General features: G+C 59.2%; 14 protein-coding genes and 1 tRNA gene. 5 read left to right on the top strand and 10 right to left on the bottom strand.

Annotation, left to right across the window (positions count from 1 at the left end; genetic code table 11):
* Positions 1-196: 196 nt before the first annotated feature.
* Both Q0L62_RS13110 and Q0L62_RS13105 read right to left on the bottom strand, forming a co-directional pair.
* Positions 197-1,051, bottom strand: coding sequence for an integrase arm-type DNA-binding domain-containing protein (locus Q0L62_RS13110; protein WP_296680631.1), 855 nt, complete (start codon positions 1,049-1,051; stop codon positions 197-199).
* 177 nt (positions 1,052-1,228) lie between these two features.
* Positions 1,229-1,315, bottom strand: a tRNA-Leu gene (locus tag Q0L62_RS13105).
* 216 nt (positions 1,316-1,531) lie between these two features.
* Between Q0L62_RS13105 and Q0L62_RS13100 the strand changes: the two genes are divergently transcribed.
* Positions 1,532-2,482, top strand: a complete 951-nt coding sequence (locus tag Q0L62_RS13100; protein ID WP_296680629.1) for an SDR family NAD(P)-dependent oxidoreductase — start codon at positions 1,532-1,534, stop codon at positions 2,480-2,482.
* Here the strand turns inward: Q0L62_RS13100 and Q0L62_RS13095 are convergent.
* Positions 2,479-2,961, bottom strand: coding sequence for an NfeD family protein (locus tag Q0L62_RS13095; protein WP_296680626.1), 483 nt, complete (start codon positions 2,959-2,961; stop codon positions 2,479-2,481). The genes Q0L62_RS13100 and Q0L62_RS13095 overlap by 4 nt on opposite strands.
* On the bottom strand, positions 2,961-3,974 hold the full coding sequence (locus Q0L62_RS13090) for an SPFH domain-containing protein (RefSeq protein ID WP_296680624.1): 1,014 nt from the start codon (positions 3,972-3,974) through the stop codon (positions 2,961-2,963). Before Q0L62_RS13090 ends, Q0L62_RS13095 begins: the two co-directional genes overlap by 1 nt.
* Positions 3,975-4,188: 214 nt before the next feature.
* Here Q0L62_RS13090 and Q0L62_RS13085 point away from each other — a divergent pair, with 214 nt between their 5' ends.
* Positions 4,189-4,866 carry a CDP-alcohol phosphatidyltransferase family protein gene (locus Q0L62_RS13085; protein WP_296680622.1) on the top strand — a complete coding sequence of 226 codons (678 nt, stop codon included), beginning with the start codon at positions 4,189-4,191 and terminating at the stop codon, positions 4,864-4,866.
* Positions 4,867-4,879: 13 nt separating this feature from the next.
* On the opposite strand, the gene Q0L62_RS13080 is transcribed toward Q0L62_RS13085, so the two are convergent.
* Complete coding sequence (locus Q0L62_RS13080; RefSeq protein WP_296680621.1) at positions 4,880-5,788, bottom strand: dienelactone hydrolase family protein; 909 nt, start codon at positions 5,786-5,788, stop codon at positions 4,880-4,882.
* A 145-nt stretch (positions 5,789-5,933) separates the two neighbouring features.
* On the opposite strand from Q0L62_RS13080, the gene Q0L62_RS13075 reads away from it, so the two are divergent.
* The gene (locus Q0L62_RS13075) at positions 5,934-8,084 is read left to right on the top strand and encodes a PQQ-dependent dehydrogenase, methanol/ethanol family (RefSeq protein ID WP_296680617.1); all 2,151 of its coding nucleotides are present in this window, start codon (positions 5,934-5,936) and stop codon (positions 8,082-8,084) included.
* Positions 8,085-8,103: 19 nt separating this feature from the next.
* Here the strand turns inward: Q0L62_RS13075 and Q0L62_RS13070 are convergent, their stop codons facing one another.
* A complete protein-coding gene (locus tag Q0L62_RS13070) occupies positions 8,104-9,114 on the bottom strand; it encodes a nitronate monooxygenase (RefSeq protein WP_296680616.1) in 1,011 nt (336 codons plus the stop codon).
* Positions 9,115-9,328: 214 nt separating this feature from the next.
* Here Q0L62_RS13070 and katG point away from each other — a divergent pair, with 214 nt between their 5' ends.
* Positions 9,329-11,506 (top strand): catalase/peroxidase HPI, encoded by a 2,178-nt coding sequence (gene katG, locus Q0L62_RS13065; protein ID WP_296680614.1) that lies wholly within the window; start codon positions 9,329-9,331, stop codon positions 11,504-11,506.
* Between the two features lie 205 nt (positions 11,507-11,711).
* Here the strand turns inward: katG and Q0L62_RS13060 are convergent, their stop codons facing one another.
* The gene (locus tag Q0L62_RS13060; protein WP_296680828.1) at positions 11,712-12,977 is read right to left on the bottom strand and encodes an aspartate kinase; all 1,266 of its coding nucleotides are present in this window, start codon (positions 12,975-12,977) and stop codon (positions 11,712-11,714) included.
* A gap of 69 nt (positions 12,978-13,046) precedes the next feature.
* On the opposite strand from Q0L62_RS13060, the gene ubiG reads away from it, so the two are divergent.
* A complete protein-coding gene (ubiG, locus tag Q0L62_RS13055) occupies positions 13,047-13,796 on the top strand; it encodes a bifunctional 2-polyprenyl-6-hydroxyphenol methylase/3-demethylubiquinol 3-O-methyltransferase UbiG (protein WP_296680611.1) in 750 nt (249 codons plus the stop codon).
* Here ubiG and Q0L62_RS13050 read toward each other — a convergent pair.
* From Q0L62_RS13050 to Q0L62_RS13040, 3 genes are all read right to left on the bottom strand, one after another.
* A complete protein-coding gene (locus tag Q0L62_RS13050; RefSeq protein ID WP_296680609.1) occupies positions 13,757-14,269 on the bottom strand; it encodes an ATP-binding protein in 513 nt (170 codons plus the stop codon). The two genes, ubiG and Q0L62_RS13050, sit on opposite strands and share 40 nt — an antisense overlap.
* On the bottom strand, positions 14,266-14,838 hold the full coding sequence (gene pnuC / locus Q0L62_RS13045) for a nicotinamide riboside transporter PnuC (protein ID WP_296680606.1): 573 nt from the start codon (positions 14,836-14,838) through the stop codon (positions 14,266-14,268). Before pnuC ends, Q0L62_RS13050 begins: the two co-directional genes overlap by 4 nt.
* Positions 14,839-14,850: 12 nt before the next feature.
* Positions 14,851-15,106: ArsC/Spx/MgsR family protein (locus Q0L62_RS13040; protein WP_296680603.1), on the bottom strand; the 256-nt coding region annotated here is incomplete at its 5' end.

Genomic DNA, 15,106 nt, shown 5'->3' with positions numbered 1-15,106 from the left:
GCGAGGTCTCGGCTGATACTTACTATCGCTCCGTGACGAACGAAGCTTGGCTGGCCGATCGCATGCTGACTAGCCGCAGCCACCGGCGCAAACACAAAGACAACGGTACCATCAGCGCCCCAGTTTTTGCGGGTGTCCAGCTAGGATTCACCCCTCTTGATCGGGCCGTTGCGCCCTGACGCACCCAGTAAACATCTCATCGTGGCTTGGCACGACGCCGATGTTGCGCACTTGTCACCGTCCCGCACATTACCAAGCGTAAACACCCGGCCCCAATCGAGCTGGTCCGAGATTCACTCCCGCGCGTACGCTGCATCCCGCACTGCGCCTTCCCAGACACGACGGGCACACGCGCAGCCTGCACAGCTTCGACCACGGCGTTTCTAAAGTCGTCTGAAAACTCTGGGATCAAGAGTTGATTGACATCTTCAAGTAGGAAACTTTGCTGAACGGCGCCGCGCGTCAATCGCCTGATCTGGTTGTTTCCATGCACGGACTGTAAAAATGCCGCCAAGAACTCCGGCTCAATTGAGTGCGGTCTGAATATTGCAAGCTTGCAACTGCAGGTCGCATCGTTCTCGCTATCGACGAGGCTTAGTTCGCCGATTGTCCCAATGATCGATAGAAGGACATCACCCTTCTTCAAATGCGATCGTTTCATGTACTGACGGTTGAAAGCGTCCTCAGTGATGAAATTTGGTGAGGCGCTATCGATGAAAAACCTACCGGTGACGTCTTGCCCACGGTAATATGGGATATTCTCAGCGCCGAGCTTGATCCTCGCCTTCTTGCGCTTCCGCTCCAGCATCGGATCGATGCCATCCGAAACCTTTAGCCGCGCTCGATCGCGAAGCTCGCGCGCTTGCGACAAGCTGACCTCTGGGAACGCGCCGATGGGCAGCTTCTTTTCCTTCCCGCCGAAGCGGTACTTGAAATACCAGAGTTTGGAGCCGTTCGGCTTCACCAAGAGCAGCAGCCCCCGCGAGTCGTATTTCTTGTACGACTTGTCGGCAGCCCGGAAGCCTTTGATCTCCTGCACATTGAGGCTCATTTGGGGGCCTCACTTTTTTGAAAGTTGGGGGCTTTTGAGCTGGAGCCCCCAGCCGAGGCCCCCAGAGACGTTGGAACAAAGCGGAACAAAACAAGACCTCGCTTTCTGCGCTAGAGGTCAAGAATGGCAGAATTCCGCCATTTCTGCAATGTTTTGGAACGTTCTGATGAGAACAAATGGTGCCCAGAAGAGGACTCGAACCTCCACGCCCTTGCGAGCGCCAGCACCTGAAGCTGGTGCGTCTACCAATTCCGCCATCTGGGCACCGGAGCGGACCGGACGTTGGTGCCGGGCCGCGGGTAGGAGCGGGCCGATAGCGAAGGGGCGGCGGCATTGTCAATCGCAATACGTCTTACCGGCCCATCTTTAGCGGTAGCCCAAACACCATTCTTGCGCAGGAACGGTTGCGGGGCAAGCGGCGTTGAGGCATGGCGATGGCGCGCACCCGCGCATCGGAAAAGACAACTGCAGGTAGGCATAATGGCAGGCAGCAAGGCGCTGAAAGACAAATTGGTGGTGATGACCGGCGGCAGCGGCTTTTTTGGCACGCATCTGGCGCAGGCGCTGCTGGAGCAGGGCGCAAGACTGCGCATCGCCAGCCGTCACCCGGAAAAGGCCTATCACCTCAAGCCGCTCGCCAATCTGGGCCAGCTGCAATTTGTCCGCTGCGATGTCCGGCGCGCTGGCAGCGTTGCAGCAGCGGCAGAAGGGGCCGACGCGGTGGTAAATCTGGTCGGTTCATTCGACGGAGATTTGATGGAACTGATTGCTGGCGGCGCGCAGAATGTCGCGCAAGCAGCAGCCAGTAACGGCGCAAAGGCGATGGTCCACATCAGTGCAATCGGTGCGGATCTTGAATCGCAGGCCGAATATGCGCGCGCCAAGGCCCAGTCAGAAGCGGACGTGCTGGCAGCATTTCCCAAGGCTGCAATCCTGCGCCCATCGCTGCTTTTTGGCGATGACGATGCCTTCCTGACCATGTTTGCCAATTTGATCAGAAAATTGCCTGTGCTGCCAGTATTTGCGCCCGACGCAAAGCTGCAGATGCTGTTCGTGGACGATGCGGCAGATGCAGTTGTTGCTGCACTGAGTGACCCGGCGCGGCATGGCGGCAAGACGTTCGAGATTGCCGGGCCCGAAGCGATCGGGATGCTCGACCTGCATCACCGGATTGCCGCGGCGCAGGGCCGCAAACGCGCCTTCATCGAAGTGCCGGACCTTGTGTCGGGCGCCTTTGCGGCCGTACCGGGCACGCCGATGGGGCGCGACCAGTGGATCTTGCTGCAGCCAGGCAATGTGCCTTCGGGCCGCTATCCCGGTATTGACAAGCTGGGGGTCGAACCCCGACCGCTGAGCCTGTTTCTGGACCGATGGATGCGGCGTTACCGCAAGCATGGCCGCTTCAGCCAGAGTGAACCGGTCGGCGCTTAACTTGCCGCAGGCGGCGGTTCCCTGCTGATCAGCTGTGCTGCGGGCTCGACCAGCAACTCGGTCCCGTCTGTGCCAACGATACGCACCTGAACCCCCACAGCCAGGTCGGGTCCGCGCGCTTTCCATTCCCCATCACCGTAGCGCACCCTGCCCGCGCCGCCTGCAAGCGCCGTGGTGACAATAGCGGTCTGGCCGATCATTCGGCCGCCGCGATTATTGAGCAGCGGGTCAGCGCTTGCGATCGGCCGGTCGTGCAAAAACCGCTTCGCCGAAAACACCGCAATCAGCGCGAGGAAGAAGAAATTGCTGACCTGCACGGCAATGCCCGGGTCCAGTACATAGGTAATGACCCCGGTGATGAGCGCCGCAATTGCCAGCCAGATCAGATAGACGCCCGGCACCAGCATTTCGAGCGCGGCCAGAGCCAGACCAAGCGTCAACCACACCCAATGTGCATCAAATGAAAACAGATCCTCCATCAGCGGCTGCCACCGGATCGCGGCGTGGTGGAAGGAACGCTGCTGCGCGGCAGAGGACGCGGTTCGCGCGCGGCAGGTGGGGGAGCCTTGGCGGTAACATCACCTGTGCCCGGTTTCAGCGCGTCGCCCAGCAGTTCGCCAATCCCGCCAAGCGATCCGATAAGCTGCGTGGCTTCAATCGGAAACAGGATGGTTTTGGCGTTAGGGGAAGTGGCAAATTTGCCGACCGCTTTGGTGTATTCCTGCGCGATGAAGTAATTGATCGCAGCATTGCCGCTGTCGGCAATCGCATCGGACACCATCTGCGTTGCCTTGGCTTCCGCTTCAGCGGCACGTTCACGCGCTTCAGCATCGCGGAATGCCGCTTCGCGCTTGCCTTCAGCAGACAGAATGGCGCTCTGTTTTTCGCCCTCAGCGCGCAAGATACGGCTTGCGCGATCCCCTTCGGCCTCTAGAATTTCGGCACGTTTCAGACGCTCTGCCTTCATTTGCCGCGCCATCGCTTCGGAAATGTCAACCGGTGGGCGGATGTCCTTGATCTCCACCCGAGTGATCTTGACCCCCCAGGGCGACGTTGCCTCGTCCACCACCACCAGCAGCCGGGCATTGATCTCATCGCGTTTGGACAAAGTATGGTCAAGGTCCATTGAGCCCATAACCGTGCGCAGATTGGTCGTCGTCAGCGCCATGATCGCGCCGTACAGGCTGGACACTTCATAAGCTGCCTTACCCGCATCGAGCACCTGAAAAAACACCACTGCATCAACGCCGACCATCGCGTTATCTGCCGTGATGATCTCCTGCCCCGGGATATCGAGCACTTGCTCCATCATGTTGACCTTGTGGCCGACCCGGTCGATCAGCGGTATGATGATGTGCATACCCGGCTGTGCGGCAAGTGTATATTTGCCCAGCCGTTCGATAGTATAGACATAGCCTTGCTTTACCACACGCACCGCCATCATCAAAAAGATAACCAGCACCATCAGCAAAACGATCAGAAAAATACCCATGATATAAACCCCTTTACCATTTCAGATCGTAGCGCCTGCATGGCTTTGGGCAAAGCAAAACCGGAAACAATCGCGCCAGATTCGTGCAGCACAACAGATCGGTGCTGGTGATTTTCTCGTGTAACTATGTTGGCAATGGCGCAATTACAGTTCTATGACACGCGCGGGAGTTGCCCGGTGGCCTTTTGCAGACTTCCGATGTGGAAGTGTTTTGATGTCTAAACCCAATTCTGACGTTCAGCAGCCGGTTAACCGGATCCAACAAAATGTTCTGGCGGCATCTGAGCGGCGGCTCATTAACTGGATTTGCCCGCGCTTGCCCGCTTGGGTTACACCCGACTTGCTGACGTTGATTGGCGTTATTGGCGCAGTTATTATCTTTGCCGGCTATGCGCTTAGCGGTTTTTCGCGCGACTGGCTATGGCTGTGCATAGTTGGGTACAGCGTGCAATGGTTCGGGGATTCGCTGGACGGCAGCATTGCCCGGTTTCGCAAGATTGAGCGGCCCAAGTTCGGGTACTTCATTGACCATAGCTGCGACGGGCTGACCTTGCTGCTGATCCTGGGCGGTATTGGCCTCAGCCCATGGGTGCGCAGCGATGTCGCGCTGTTCACATTGGCAGGTTATCTGCTGCTTTCGATCCACGCTTTCCTCTCGACCCATGTGACTGGCGAATTCAAACTTTCCTATCTTGCCGCCGGGCCAACCGAATTGCGCTTCGTGCTGATCGCAATGACGTTGCTGATGATGGCCTTGCCGCACAACGCCGGAATGACCAGCGGATTAAGCGGCTTTGACATGTTCGTCGGCATTGTCGGCGTGGTGTTTGTGGTCCTGTTTGTAATCCAGACACTGGTGACCGCCAAGAAGCTGGCAGCGATCAAGGAATAGGCGCGGTTCAGGCTTAAAGTTTCTGGTAGAGCGCCGTTTTGCGGGCATAGGCCTTTTCTGCGGCTTCCTTGGCATAAGCCGGGCTGTCAATCACGGTCCACCCGTGATCGCCATCGTAAACTTCGATCTCTGCCGGGCGGCCTGCAGCCTCCGCCGCAACGCGCAATTCACCTTTTACTTCAGGTGCTTTGGCATCATCGTTGCGCGCCACTGCAAACAGGTGGCTGGCGCGTGATTTGACCAGCAATTTGTCCGGGCTCATCGGATCTTCCGTGACCAGGCCGCCGCCATGGAAGCTGGCCGCACCGCGAATTCGTCCGGGCACGCCGGCGGCGCTCCACACCGTGAAAGGCCCCCCCATGCAATAGCCTTCGGTGCCGATCCCGCGGTCCTTGTCAACCGCGCTCTGCGCATCGAACCAGTCAGCCAGCGTTGCGGCATCCTGCATAATCGCGGTGGCAGTGAGCCTGGCGCGCCACGGCCCGACCTGCTGAAAACCGCCATTGGTCATGAACGCGCCAAAGTCGGCAAATTGCGGTGCGGGAACATCGCGGTAATAGGGATTGGCAACGAGAACTGCATAACCCTGCGCGGCTGTGCGCCGCGCCATCATCTTGAACGCATCACGCAGCCCGGCAATATCGGGCCAGCAAATGACAGCAGGATGAGTACCAGTTGAAGGGTGAACGAAAAAGGCGTCCATCGTGCCGTCAGCGGTTGTGATCTTCACATTGCTTTCGGTCAACGGCGGCTGCGCCACCATTCCTGCGCTATCGACCCTGCTGCAGGCAGCCAAGGTTGCTGCGGCCCCTGCTGCACCAAGCGCACCAAACTGCCGCCGGTTCACTTGTTCACGCCAGTTTGACAAGCTGGTTTCACCCCCATCGCGGGTAAAATTGGAAATCGTGTTTTCATCGCACATGGAAGGCTCCTGAACTTGGGGCAGACTGACCGCCGGTAACATAAGAGCAATGATTTCCAATCACAGCAATGGACAAGATCGAAAACACCTCGCAAATTACCAGCGAAACGGTAGACGCCAATAATGGCGCGTTAGGGAGACTGAGATGGTATTGGGCAAATGGTTCGTAGCAAGCGCAGCAGTGGCAATGATCGCGACCTTCAGCGGTTGTAGCAAGCCAGGGACTCCGGAAGCGCCATCGCTGGCAACCACAGGTGTTACCGATGCGATGATCAACGCTGGCGTTGGCAATGAATGGCTCACCTATGGCGGCGGCTATGATGAGCAGCGCGATTCCCCGCTGACCCAGATCAGCGACAAGAACGTGGCCGGCCTGGGTCTGGCCTGGTTCGCCGATCTTGATACTGCGCGCGGGCAGGAAGCCACGCCGCTGATGCATGACGGGGTACTTTATGTAACCAGTGCATGGTCAAAAGTTTTCGCATACGATGCCAAAACCGGCGCGCTCAAATGGTCCTACGATCCGCAGGTCCCGCGCGAAACGGTGGTGCGGGCGTGCTGCGACGCGGTCAACCGCGGTGTTGCGCTCTATGGTGACAAGGTCTTCATTGCGACGCTCGATGGGCGGTTGGTGGCGCTCAACCAGTCTGATGGCAAGGTGGTCTGGTCCAAACTCGCCGTTCCCGATCAGGAGAGTTACACTATCACCGGCGCACCACGTGTGGCCAAGGGGCTGGTACTGATCGGCTCTGGCGGGGCGGAATACAAGGCACGGGGTTCAATCTCTGCGTTCGACTGGATGACCGGCCGGAAGGTGTGGACCTTCCACACTGTGCCCGGGAACCCTGCCGATGGCTTTGATCAAGAAGGCCCTAACGCCAAAGCCATGGAAGATGCCGCCAAGACCTGGGGCGGCGATTGGTGGAAGTTGGGCGGCGGCGGAACGGTGTGGGATTCGATCACATATGATCCGCAGACCAATCTGGTGCTGTTTGGCACTGGCAATGCCGAACCGTGGAACCCGAACGCGGTTGACCGCGGTGTTGGCGATGCACTTTACACAGCCTCGGTCGTCGCGGTCGATGCCGATACCGGTACCTATCGCTGGCACTTCCAGGAAACGCCAGAGGACCGCTGGGACTTTGACAGCGATGCGCAGATTATGCTCGCCGATCTGGAGATAGGCGGGAAGAAGCGTCATGTCGCGCTCCATGCACCCAAGAACGGCTATTTCTACGTGCTTGACGCCAAGACTGGCGAGTTCCTCAACGCGAAGCCATTTGCAACCCAAAACTGGACCACTGGGATTGATCCCAAGACTGGCAAGCCGACAATCAATCCGGAAGCGCGCTATGAAAAAACCGGCAAGGCGTTCATTTCGCTGCCCGGCGCGATGGGCGCACACACGTGGCAGCCGATGAGCATGAGCGACAAGACCGGGCTGGTCTATATTCCGACCAATCAGGTCGCGCAGGCTTATCTGGCGCAGTCAGACTGGAAACCGTCAGCGATTGGTTACCAGATTGGCCTCGACGCGGGAAAAACAGCCATCCCTGCGGACAAGGCTGCCCGCGCAGCTGCGCGGGCGATGACTACTGGTGCGCTGCTGGCTTGGGACCCGGTCAAACAGGCTAAGGTCTGGTCGGTAGAGCTTAAGGGTCCGTGGAACGGGGGCACGCTGGCAACAGCTGGCAATCTGGTGTTTCAGGGCAATGCCGCAAGCCAGTTCGTCGCCTACAGCGCCGACAAGGGAGCCAAATTATGGAGCTTCCCGTCGCAAACGGGCATCGTGGCTGCGCCAATGACGTACTTCATCGATGGCAAGCAATATGTTGCTGTGCTGGCCGGATGGGGCGGGGCTTACGATCTGGTGGCTGGCGCGGTGGTGAACAAGTCGGGCATTACGCGCAACATCAGCCGCTTGCTGGTGTTCAAGCTGGGCGGCACTGCCAAGCTGCCGCCGATTCCGCCGATGGCCAAGCAAGTGCTCGATCCGCCACCGTTTGTCGGCACGGCCGAACAGGTGGCACTCGGCTCAGACCTCTATGGGCGCTATTGTGTCGTCTGCCACGGCGATGCCGCGATCTCAGGTGGTCTGGTACCCGACCTGCGTCATTCAGGGGCGATTGCCAGTGCTGATGCGATCAAGGCAATCGTGCTGGGCGGCGCGCTCAAACACAATGGCATGGTATCCTTCAAGGATGGATTGACGCCGGATGATGCCGAAGCAATCCGCCAGTATCTGATCAAACGCGCCAATGAGGACAAGGCGCTGGAAACGACGTCGATGAAATAGTCTGATGAAGGGCGGGGGCCTAGCGGCGCGCCAAGGCCGCTTCGCTCTCGTCCATCAGCTGCCGGATGATGTCTGCAACCGGTTCTTCTTGCTTGACCATGCCGACCGACTGACCGGCCATAAGACTACCGTTTTCGACATCCCCGTCGATTACCGCTTTGCGCAGTGCGCCCGCCCAGAAATGTTCAATCTGCAGCTGCGCTTCGCCCATCTCGATGCTTTCGCTGTCAAGCAAACGGGCAACCTCGATCTGCTTGGCGGTGAACTCTTCAGTGCCCTTGTTCTTGAGCGCGCGAACCGGGATCACCGGCAAGCGCGGATCGACCTGCACACTGGTAATTGCATCGCGGGCGTTAGCCCGGATAAACGCCTTCTTGAACGCTGGGTGCGCGATACTTTCGCTGGCGCAGGCGAAGCGTGTGCCAAGCTGCACGCCAACCGCGCCCATTTCAAGATAGCCCGCAATCGCCTCGCCCCGACCGATGCCGCCAGCGACAAACACCAGATGATCGTCGGCCAGTGCGGGCAAGAATTCCTGCGCCAGCACGCTGGTGGATACAGGGCCAATATGTCCGCCCGCTTCCATGCCTTCGATCACCAGAGCGTCGCCGCCAGAGCGCAGCAACTTCTTGGCTAGCGCCAGTGTGGGCGCAAATACGATTACCTTGGCACCGAACGCCTTGATCGCCTCGACACTGCCCTTGGGCGGGATCCCGCCTGCCAGCACGACGTGCGTAACACCTTGCTTCGCGCACACGTCAATAAGATCAAACAGTGCCGGATGCATGGTGATCAGATTGACGCCGAACGGGCGGCCGGTCAGCGCTTTGGTCGCAGCGATTTCAGTATCGAGCAAATCAGGCGTCATCGCGCCGCAGGCAATTACGCCAAATCCGCCCGCATTACTGATCGCAGACACCAGATTGCGCTCGCTCACCCAGCTCATCGCGCCGCACAAGATGGCATATTCGCTGCCAAGAAAATCACTCCCGCGCTGCATCAGGGCGGAAGTTTTGGGGAAAGCTGTCATGAAAACTCCGGAAAATCTGTGTTCCGCGCATTAGGGCGCTCATGACGCCGGGGCAAGCGGGTCAGATTTGCCGGAACAAGGCACAAAGTCAGCCGTTTTCAAACAGAGTCAATAATCGGATTATCCGATCATGCTGATGCTATTAATCGTTTCGAGTAATGGCGGGTGATCTGGTAAACCTTTCGTATATTCTATTTTCAAAGGAGTCGAAAATATGGCCGAAGCAGATCCACAGGCAAATGGTTGCCCCTTTACCGGCGCGGGTACGCGCCCGCTGACCGGGCGCACGAATGAGGATTGGTGGCCGGATGCGCTGCCGCTTGGCATGATTACCGATCGCGGGATCTCGCCCAGCCCGATGGACCCCGATTTCGACTACAGCGAAGCGTTCAAGTCGATTGACTACAAGGCGCTGAAGGAAGACCTGACAGCGCTGATGACTGACAGCCAGGATTGGTGGCCAGCCGATTATGGCCATTATGGTCCGTTCTTCATCCGGATGGCCTGGCATGCGGCCGGGACCTATCGTGTTTCGGACGGGCGCGGCGGTGCTGGCGAAGGCCAGCAGCGGTTTGCCCCGCTCAACTCTTGGCCCGACAACGGCAATCTCGACAAGGCCCGCCGCTTGCTGTGGCCGGTCAAGCAGAAATATGGCGATGCGCTGAGCTGGGCCGATTTGTTCGTGTTGGCAGGCAATGTCGCAATCGAATCGATGGGCGGCCCCATTTTCGGCTTCGGAGGCGGACGTCCCGACGTCTATTATCCGGAAAAAGTATATTGGGGCACCGAAGACGAATGGGTCAACACGGGCGCGCAGACCCGGATCCAGCCGGATAAGAACTGGGACCTCGAAGGTCCACTTGCCGCGATCCAGATGGGTCTGATTTACGTCAATCCGGAAGGGCCTGGCGGTAATCCCCATGACATGACCGGGATGGCGCGCGACATGCGGGAAACCTTCGCCCGCATGGCAATGAACGACGAGGAAACCGTCGCGCTGGCGGCAGGTGGGCACACGTTTGGTAAATGCCACGGCAATGGCGATGCCGGCAAGCTGGGGCCTGCGCCCGAGGGTGCCGATATGGCTGCACAAGGCTTCGGCTGGGCCAACCCCGGCGGTACCGGCGTGCTTGATGATGCAATCACATCGGGGATCGAAGGTCCGTGGACCAATACCCCATTTGAATGGACGGAAAATTATTTCCGGCTGCTGTTCAAATACGATTATGAACTGACCAAGTCCCCTGCGGGTGCTAATATGTGGACCCCGGTCAACCCTGATCCGGAAGACCTTGCGCCTTCTGCTGGTGATCCTTCCAAGAAGGTTCCCACAATCATGACCACAGCCGATATGGCGCTAAAGATGGACCCGGAATATCGCAAGATTTCCGAGCGCTTCATGAAAGATCACGAGGCATTCAAGGATGCCTTCGCGCGCGCATGGTTCAAGCTGACCCACCGCGACATGGGCCCCAAGTCGCGCTATATCGGGCCTGAAGTTCCAGCCGAAGATCTGATCTGGCAGGACCCTGTCCCAGCAGGCACCAAGCCTTCAGATGCAGATGTTGTAGCCTTCAAGACAGCTATTCTGGGCAGCGGGCTGACAGTGAGCGAACTGGTCAAAGCGGCTTGGGCTTCGGCTTCAACCTATCGCCGAACCGACCATCGCGGGGGCGCCAATGGTGCCCGTGTGCGGCTTGCTCCGCAGAAAGACTGGGCAGTCAACGACCCGGCTGAGCTGGGCAAGGTGCTGTCCAAAATCGATGAACTGCGCGGCAGTCTGTCGATGGCCGATGCGATTGTTCTGGCCGGTACAGCAGCGGTGGAAAAAGCTGCCAAGGATGCCGGGCACAGCGTCCACGCTTCTTTCACCGGTGGCCGCGGCGATGCCAGCGAAGAGCACACCGATGCCGAAAGCTTCGATTGGCTGAAGCCGCTGGCCGACGGATTTCGCAATTACCGTTCAGGCAAGCTGAGCGTTTCGACCGAGGAAATGCTGGTCGAGCGGGCTGACCTGCTCGGGCTGACGATTCCCGAAATGGCTGTCCTGCTAGGCGGCTTGCGCGTGCTTGGGGCCAACACTGGTAATAGCGCGCATGGGGTATTCACTGACCGCAAGGGGCAGCTGACCAACGACTTCTTCGTCAATCTGCTCGATATGTCGACCAAATGGTCGGCCACTGGCGCTGACGGGGAAGAATTTGTTGGGACCGATCGCAAGACCGGTGCCGCCAAGTGGACTGCAACCCGCGCTGACCTTGTCTTTGGTTCGAATTCGCAGCTGCGCGCTGTAGCTGAAGTCTATGCCCAGAACGGCAATGCAGCGAAATTCGTCAAGGATTTCGTCGCTGCATGGACCAAAGTGATGAACGCCGACCGGTTCGACGTATAAAGGGCACGATGGTACGTCTGAAAAACGGCGCACCACCAGTAAACTAGGAACGGCATACCTTAGGGTCGCAAGGGACCCCTGGCAGCGATGCCGGGGGTCTTTGCATATCAGTGACTTCAAGCCGTCAGATATCGCCAGCTATTGGTCCCGAAGCGGCGCTCATGACGCTGCTCGCGGATCGGGTGTTTGAAGCACCTGGCCCGGGCTACGCCGCTTCGTCTTTCGCGTCTAACCCATAGGCTGTGTGCAGCACACGGACCGCCAGTTCGGTCTCGTCCTCGTCGATCAGGACACTGACCTTGATTTCACTGGTGGTAATGGCCTGAATATTGATCGCGCGCTCGGCCAGTGCCTTGAACATGGTTGCGGCAACGCCCGCATGGCTTTTCATCCCCACGCCGACCACACTGATCTTGGCGATCTTGCTGTCAGTGATGATCCGGTTGAAGCCGATATTGCTGCGCTGGTCTTCCAGCAGCGCCTGCGCGCGGGCCAGATCGGTTTGCGGCACAGTAAAGGTCACGTCGGTCTCGCCCTTGTCGCGGCCCACATTCTGAATGATCATGTCGACATTGATCGACGCATTGGCGAGCGGTTCGAAAATATGCGCCACCGCCCCCGGCTTGTCGGGGACGCGGGTCAAAATGATCTTCGCCTCATTCTTGTCATGCGCGATGCCGGTAACGTGCTGGCGTTCCATTTCACCATCCTCCAAAAGCGTTTCCATCTCCTCTTCGGAGACAATCATGGTGCCGGGCAGTTCATCCGCTGGCGTGGCATCATCATCGATGAAACTGGACAGGACTTGCACCCGCACGCCTTCCTTCATCGCCAAACCGACCGACCGGGTCTGGAGCACTTTTGCGCCCACCGACGCCAGCTCGAGCATTTCCTCATAGGTCACAGCCTTGAGTTTGCGCGCCTTGGCCACAATGCGCGGATCGGTGGTGTAGACCCCGTCGACATCGGTGTAGATATCGCAGCGATCGGCCTTGATCGCCGCAGCCACGGCAACCGCCGAAGTATCCGACCCGCCGCGGCCCAGCGTGGTGATCCGCCCGTCAGCAGAAACGCCCTGAAAGCCAGGAATGACCGCAATCTGGCCCGCCTCCATCGCCGCAATCAATGCCGCAGAATCGATCGACTCGACCCGCGCCTTGGCATGAGCTTCGATTGTGCTGACCGGCAATTGCCAGCCAAGCCAGCTGCGCGCCTTGCAGCCGAGCGATTGCAACGTCAAAGCCAGTAGCCCGGAAGTTACCTGTTCGCCGCTGGCCACCACCACATCATATTCGGCCGGGTCATACAGCGCATTGGCCTCGCGGCAGAAATTGACCAGCCGATCCGTCTCGCCCGCCATGGCGCTCACCACCACCGCCACCGAATGCCCGGCGGCCTGCTGACGCCGCACGATATTGGCGACCCGGCGGATACGCTCGGTCCCCGCCATCGACGTGCCGCCGAATTTCATCACTATCCGGGCCAATACCCTGTTGCCTCTTTACTGGAACCTGTCCTCGCGCGCTGTTAGGGAGGGAACATGGTCGATGCAACTGTAACAAATGAAACGATCCGCCCCAGCGAAGCGGCGCATTTCGGCGCGCTGGCGCAGGACTGGTGGGATCCTGAAGGGTCCTCTGCCATGCTCCACAAGCTGGGTCCGGTGCGGCTGGCCTATATTCGCGAGGCGATCGACCTGCAATGGGGCGGCAATCCTGAGAGCGCCCGGCCGCTTGCGGGCAAGTCCGCGCTCGATGTCGGTTGCGGCGCGGGCCTGCTGTGCGAACCGCTGGCCCGTCTGGGCGCAGCGGTGACTGGCGTCGATGCGGCAGCGGAAAATGTGGCAGCAGCCAGCACGCATGCACAAGGATCCGGGCTCGATATTCGCTATCTGACCGGAGAGCTGGGCGCGCGCGGCCTTGGGCAGTTCGATCTGGTTACTGCGATGGAAGTGATCGAGCATGTTGCAGACAAGCCGGCCTTCATCGCGCAATTATCTGCGCGGCTGGCACCGGGCGGGCTATTGATCCTTTCCACCCCCAACCGCACGGCCCGCTCGCGGCTGCTGCTGGTCGAAGCCGCTGAAGCTGTGGGCATGATCCCGCGCGGCACACATCACTGGGAAGATTTCATCACACCAGAGGAACTTGCGCAGTTGCTGCAAGAAGCCGGGCTGGAAGCTGGCGAGCCGCAAGGGATCGGGTTTTCGCCGCTGAAGGGCCTGCATTTATCCGGCGATCTGGCGCTCAACTATATCGTTTGCGCCCGGGCGATGACCGCCCTCACCTGAGCTTCACGCGCGGCCCAGCCACCGGTAATTGTTTCAAATGGAACTCCGGAACGTTCCAGCATGGTGCGGGCCGTTGCCGCAAACTGGCCGCGCAGCTCGTGCGTTCCAAACAGACGTGTGCCATCTGCTACCCACGGCACATCGGGCGTAAACAATAGATATAGCTCGGCCTTGTCATAAGCGAGCAGCGCGCTCGGAACATCGCCAAACAGCATGTCGGACCACGCAGCAGTCATCAATGGATCGGTGTCGAGCAAGGCCAGCGGCGGCCTGTCAGCGCAGGCCACCTGCATCAGCCGGTTCTGCTCGCGGCCAATTGCAAGCAAATCGTCCGGCGTGAAATCAGTGGAGACATTTTCGGCATACGCGCGCCCATATTCCGGCACCAGCGGGCATTCCCATTCAGCCGCAAGCTTGCGCGCAAGCACTGACTTGCCGGTGCTTTCCGCGCCATGGAAACAGACCCTGATCACGCTGGTAGCCCGCTTTGGCTATTGGACCTGATCCATTCCCTGAGGCCCAGCACCGACAGCACCAGAAAGGCGCCGTACAGCCCCGCAGTTAGGTGAAGGTCGCGCACAATATACAGCGCAATCGCGGCGATATCGACAATGATCCACAGCACCCAGTTTTCAATCCGGCGATAGGATAGCAGGAATTGCGCCGCGATACTGCCCGCCGTGATCGAGGCATCGGCAAAGGGCATGGCTGCATTGGTGAAGCGGCCCATCACAGTAGCCAGCAATGCTGCCATAACCGCGATTGCGACCAGCCACGCGGCCCGTGCGAGCCATCCAAGCCAGCGGACCGCAACCGCATGTTCCATTCCCCCTGCCCGCGCCCACAGCCACCAGCCATAACCCTGCACCAGAAAGAAGAATATCTGCAGGCCCGCCTCGCTATAAAGCCGCGCCTGAAAGAAGATGACGGCGTATAGCGCCACCATCGCCATGCCGAAGGGGTAATTCCAGATGCTGCGCCGCACCAACAAGCTGATATTGGCCAGTCCCAGAACAACCGCGATGATTTCGAGCGTGTTCACCGCCCGCTCCCCTTAACCAAGCGCAGCGTCCCATGCGTGGGGTGTGAAGCCCACCAGCAAGCCGCCGGGATATTCTACGATCGGGCGTTTGATCATCGACGGGTTTGCTTCCATCAGCCGCACGGCTTTGGCATCGTCGATCTCCGCTTTGTCGGCATCATCGAGCTGGCGAAATGTCGTCCCGCGCTTGTTGAGTACCATATCGGTGCCCTTGGCCGCCACCCAATTGGTCAATTTCTCTGGCTCCACGCCGAGCTTCTTATAGTCG

This window comes from Novosphingobium sp., from assembly GCF_024642085.1.
Lineage (GTDB): Bacteria > Pseudomonadota > Alphaproteobacteria > Sphingomonadales > Sphingomonadaceae > Novosphingobium.
The sequence above is the reverse complement of the archived record's forward strand: the minus strand, read 5'-3'. Positions and strand labels throughout refer to the sequence as shown.

Excerpts from the sequence above, each read along its gene's own strand:
- Q0L62_RS13110 (WP_296680631.1), bottom strand. The coding sequence starts at position 1,051 with ATGAGCCTCAATGTGCAGGAGATCAAAGGCTTCCGGGCTGCCGACAAG.
- Q0L62_RS13100 (WP_296680629.1), top strand. The coding sequence starts at position 1,532 with ATGGCAGGCAGCAAGGCGCTGAAAGACAAATTGGTGGTGATGACCGGC.
- Q0L62_RS13095 (WP_296680626.1), bottom strand. The coding sequence starts at position 2,961 with ATGGAGGATCTGTTTTCATTTGATGCACATTGGGTGTGGTTGACGCTT.
- Q0L62_RS13090 (WP_296680624.1), bottom strand. The coding sequence starts at position 3,974 with ATGGGTATTTTTCTGATCGTTTTGCTGATGGTGCTGGTTATCTTTTTG.
- Q0L62_RS13085 (WP_296680622.1), top strand. The coding sequence starts at position 4,189 with ATGTCTAAACCCAATTCTGACGTTCAGCAGCCGGTTAACCGGATCCAA.
- Q0L62_RS13080 (WP_296680621.1), bottom strand. The coding sequence starts at position 5,788 with ATGTGCGATGAAAACACGATTTCCAATTTTACCCGCGATGGGGGTGAA.
- Q0L62_RS13075 (WP_296680617.1), top strand. The coding sequence starts at position 5,934 with ATGGTATTGGGCAAATGGTTCGTAGCAAGCGCAGCAGTGGCAATGATC.
- Q0L62_RS13070 (WP_296680616.1), bottom strand. The coding sequence starts at position 9,114 with ATGACAGCTTTCCCCAAAACTTCCGCCCTGATGCAGCGCGGGAGTGAT.
- katG (WP_296680614.1), top strand. The coding sequence starts at position 9,329 with ATGGCCGAAGCAGATCCACAGGCAAATGGTTGCCCCTTTACCGGCGCG.
- Q0L62_RS13060 (WP_296680828.1), bottom strand. The coding sequence starts at position 12,977 with ATGAAATTCGGCGGCACGTCGATGGCGGGGACCGAGCGTATCCGCCGG.
- ubiG (WP_296680611.1), top strand. The coding sequence starts at position 13,047 with ATGGTCGATGCAACTGTAACAAATGAAACGATCCGCCCCAGCGAAGCG.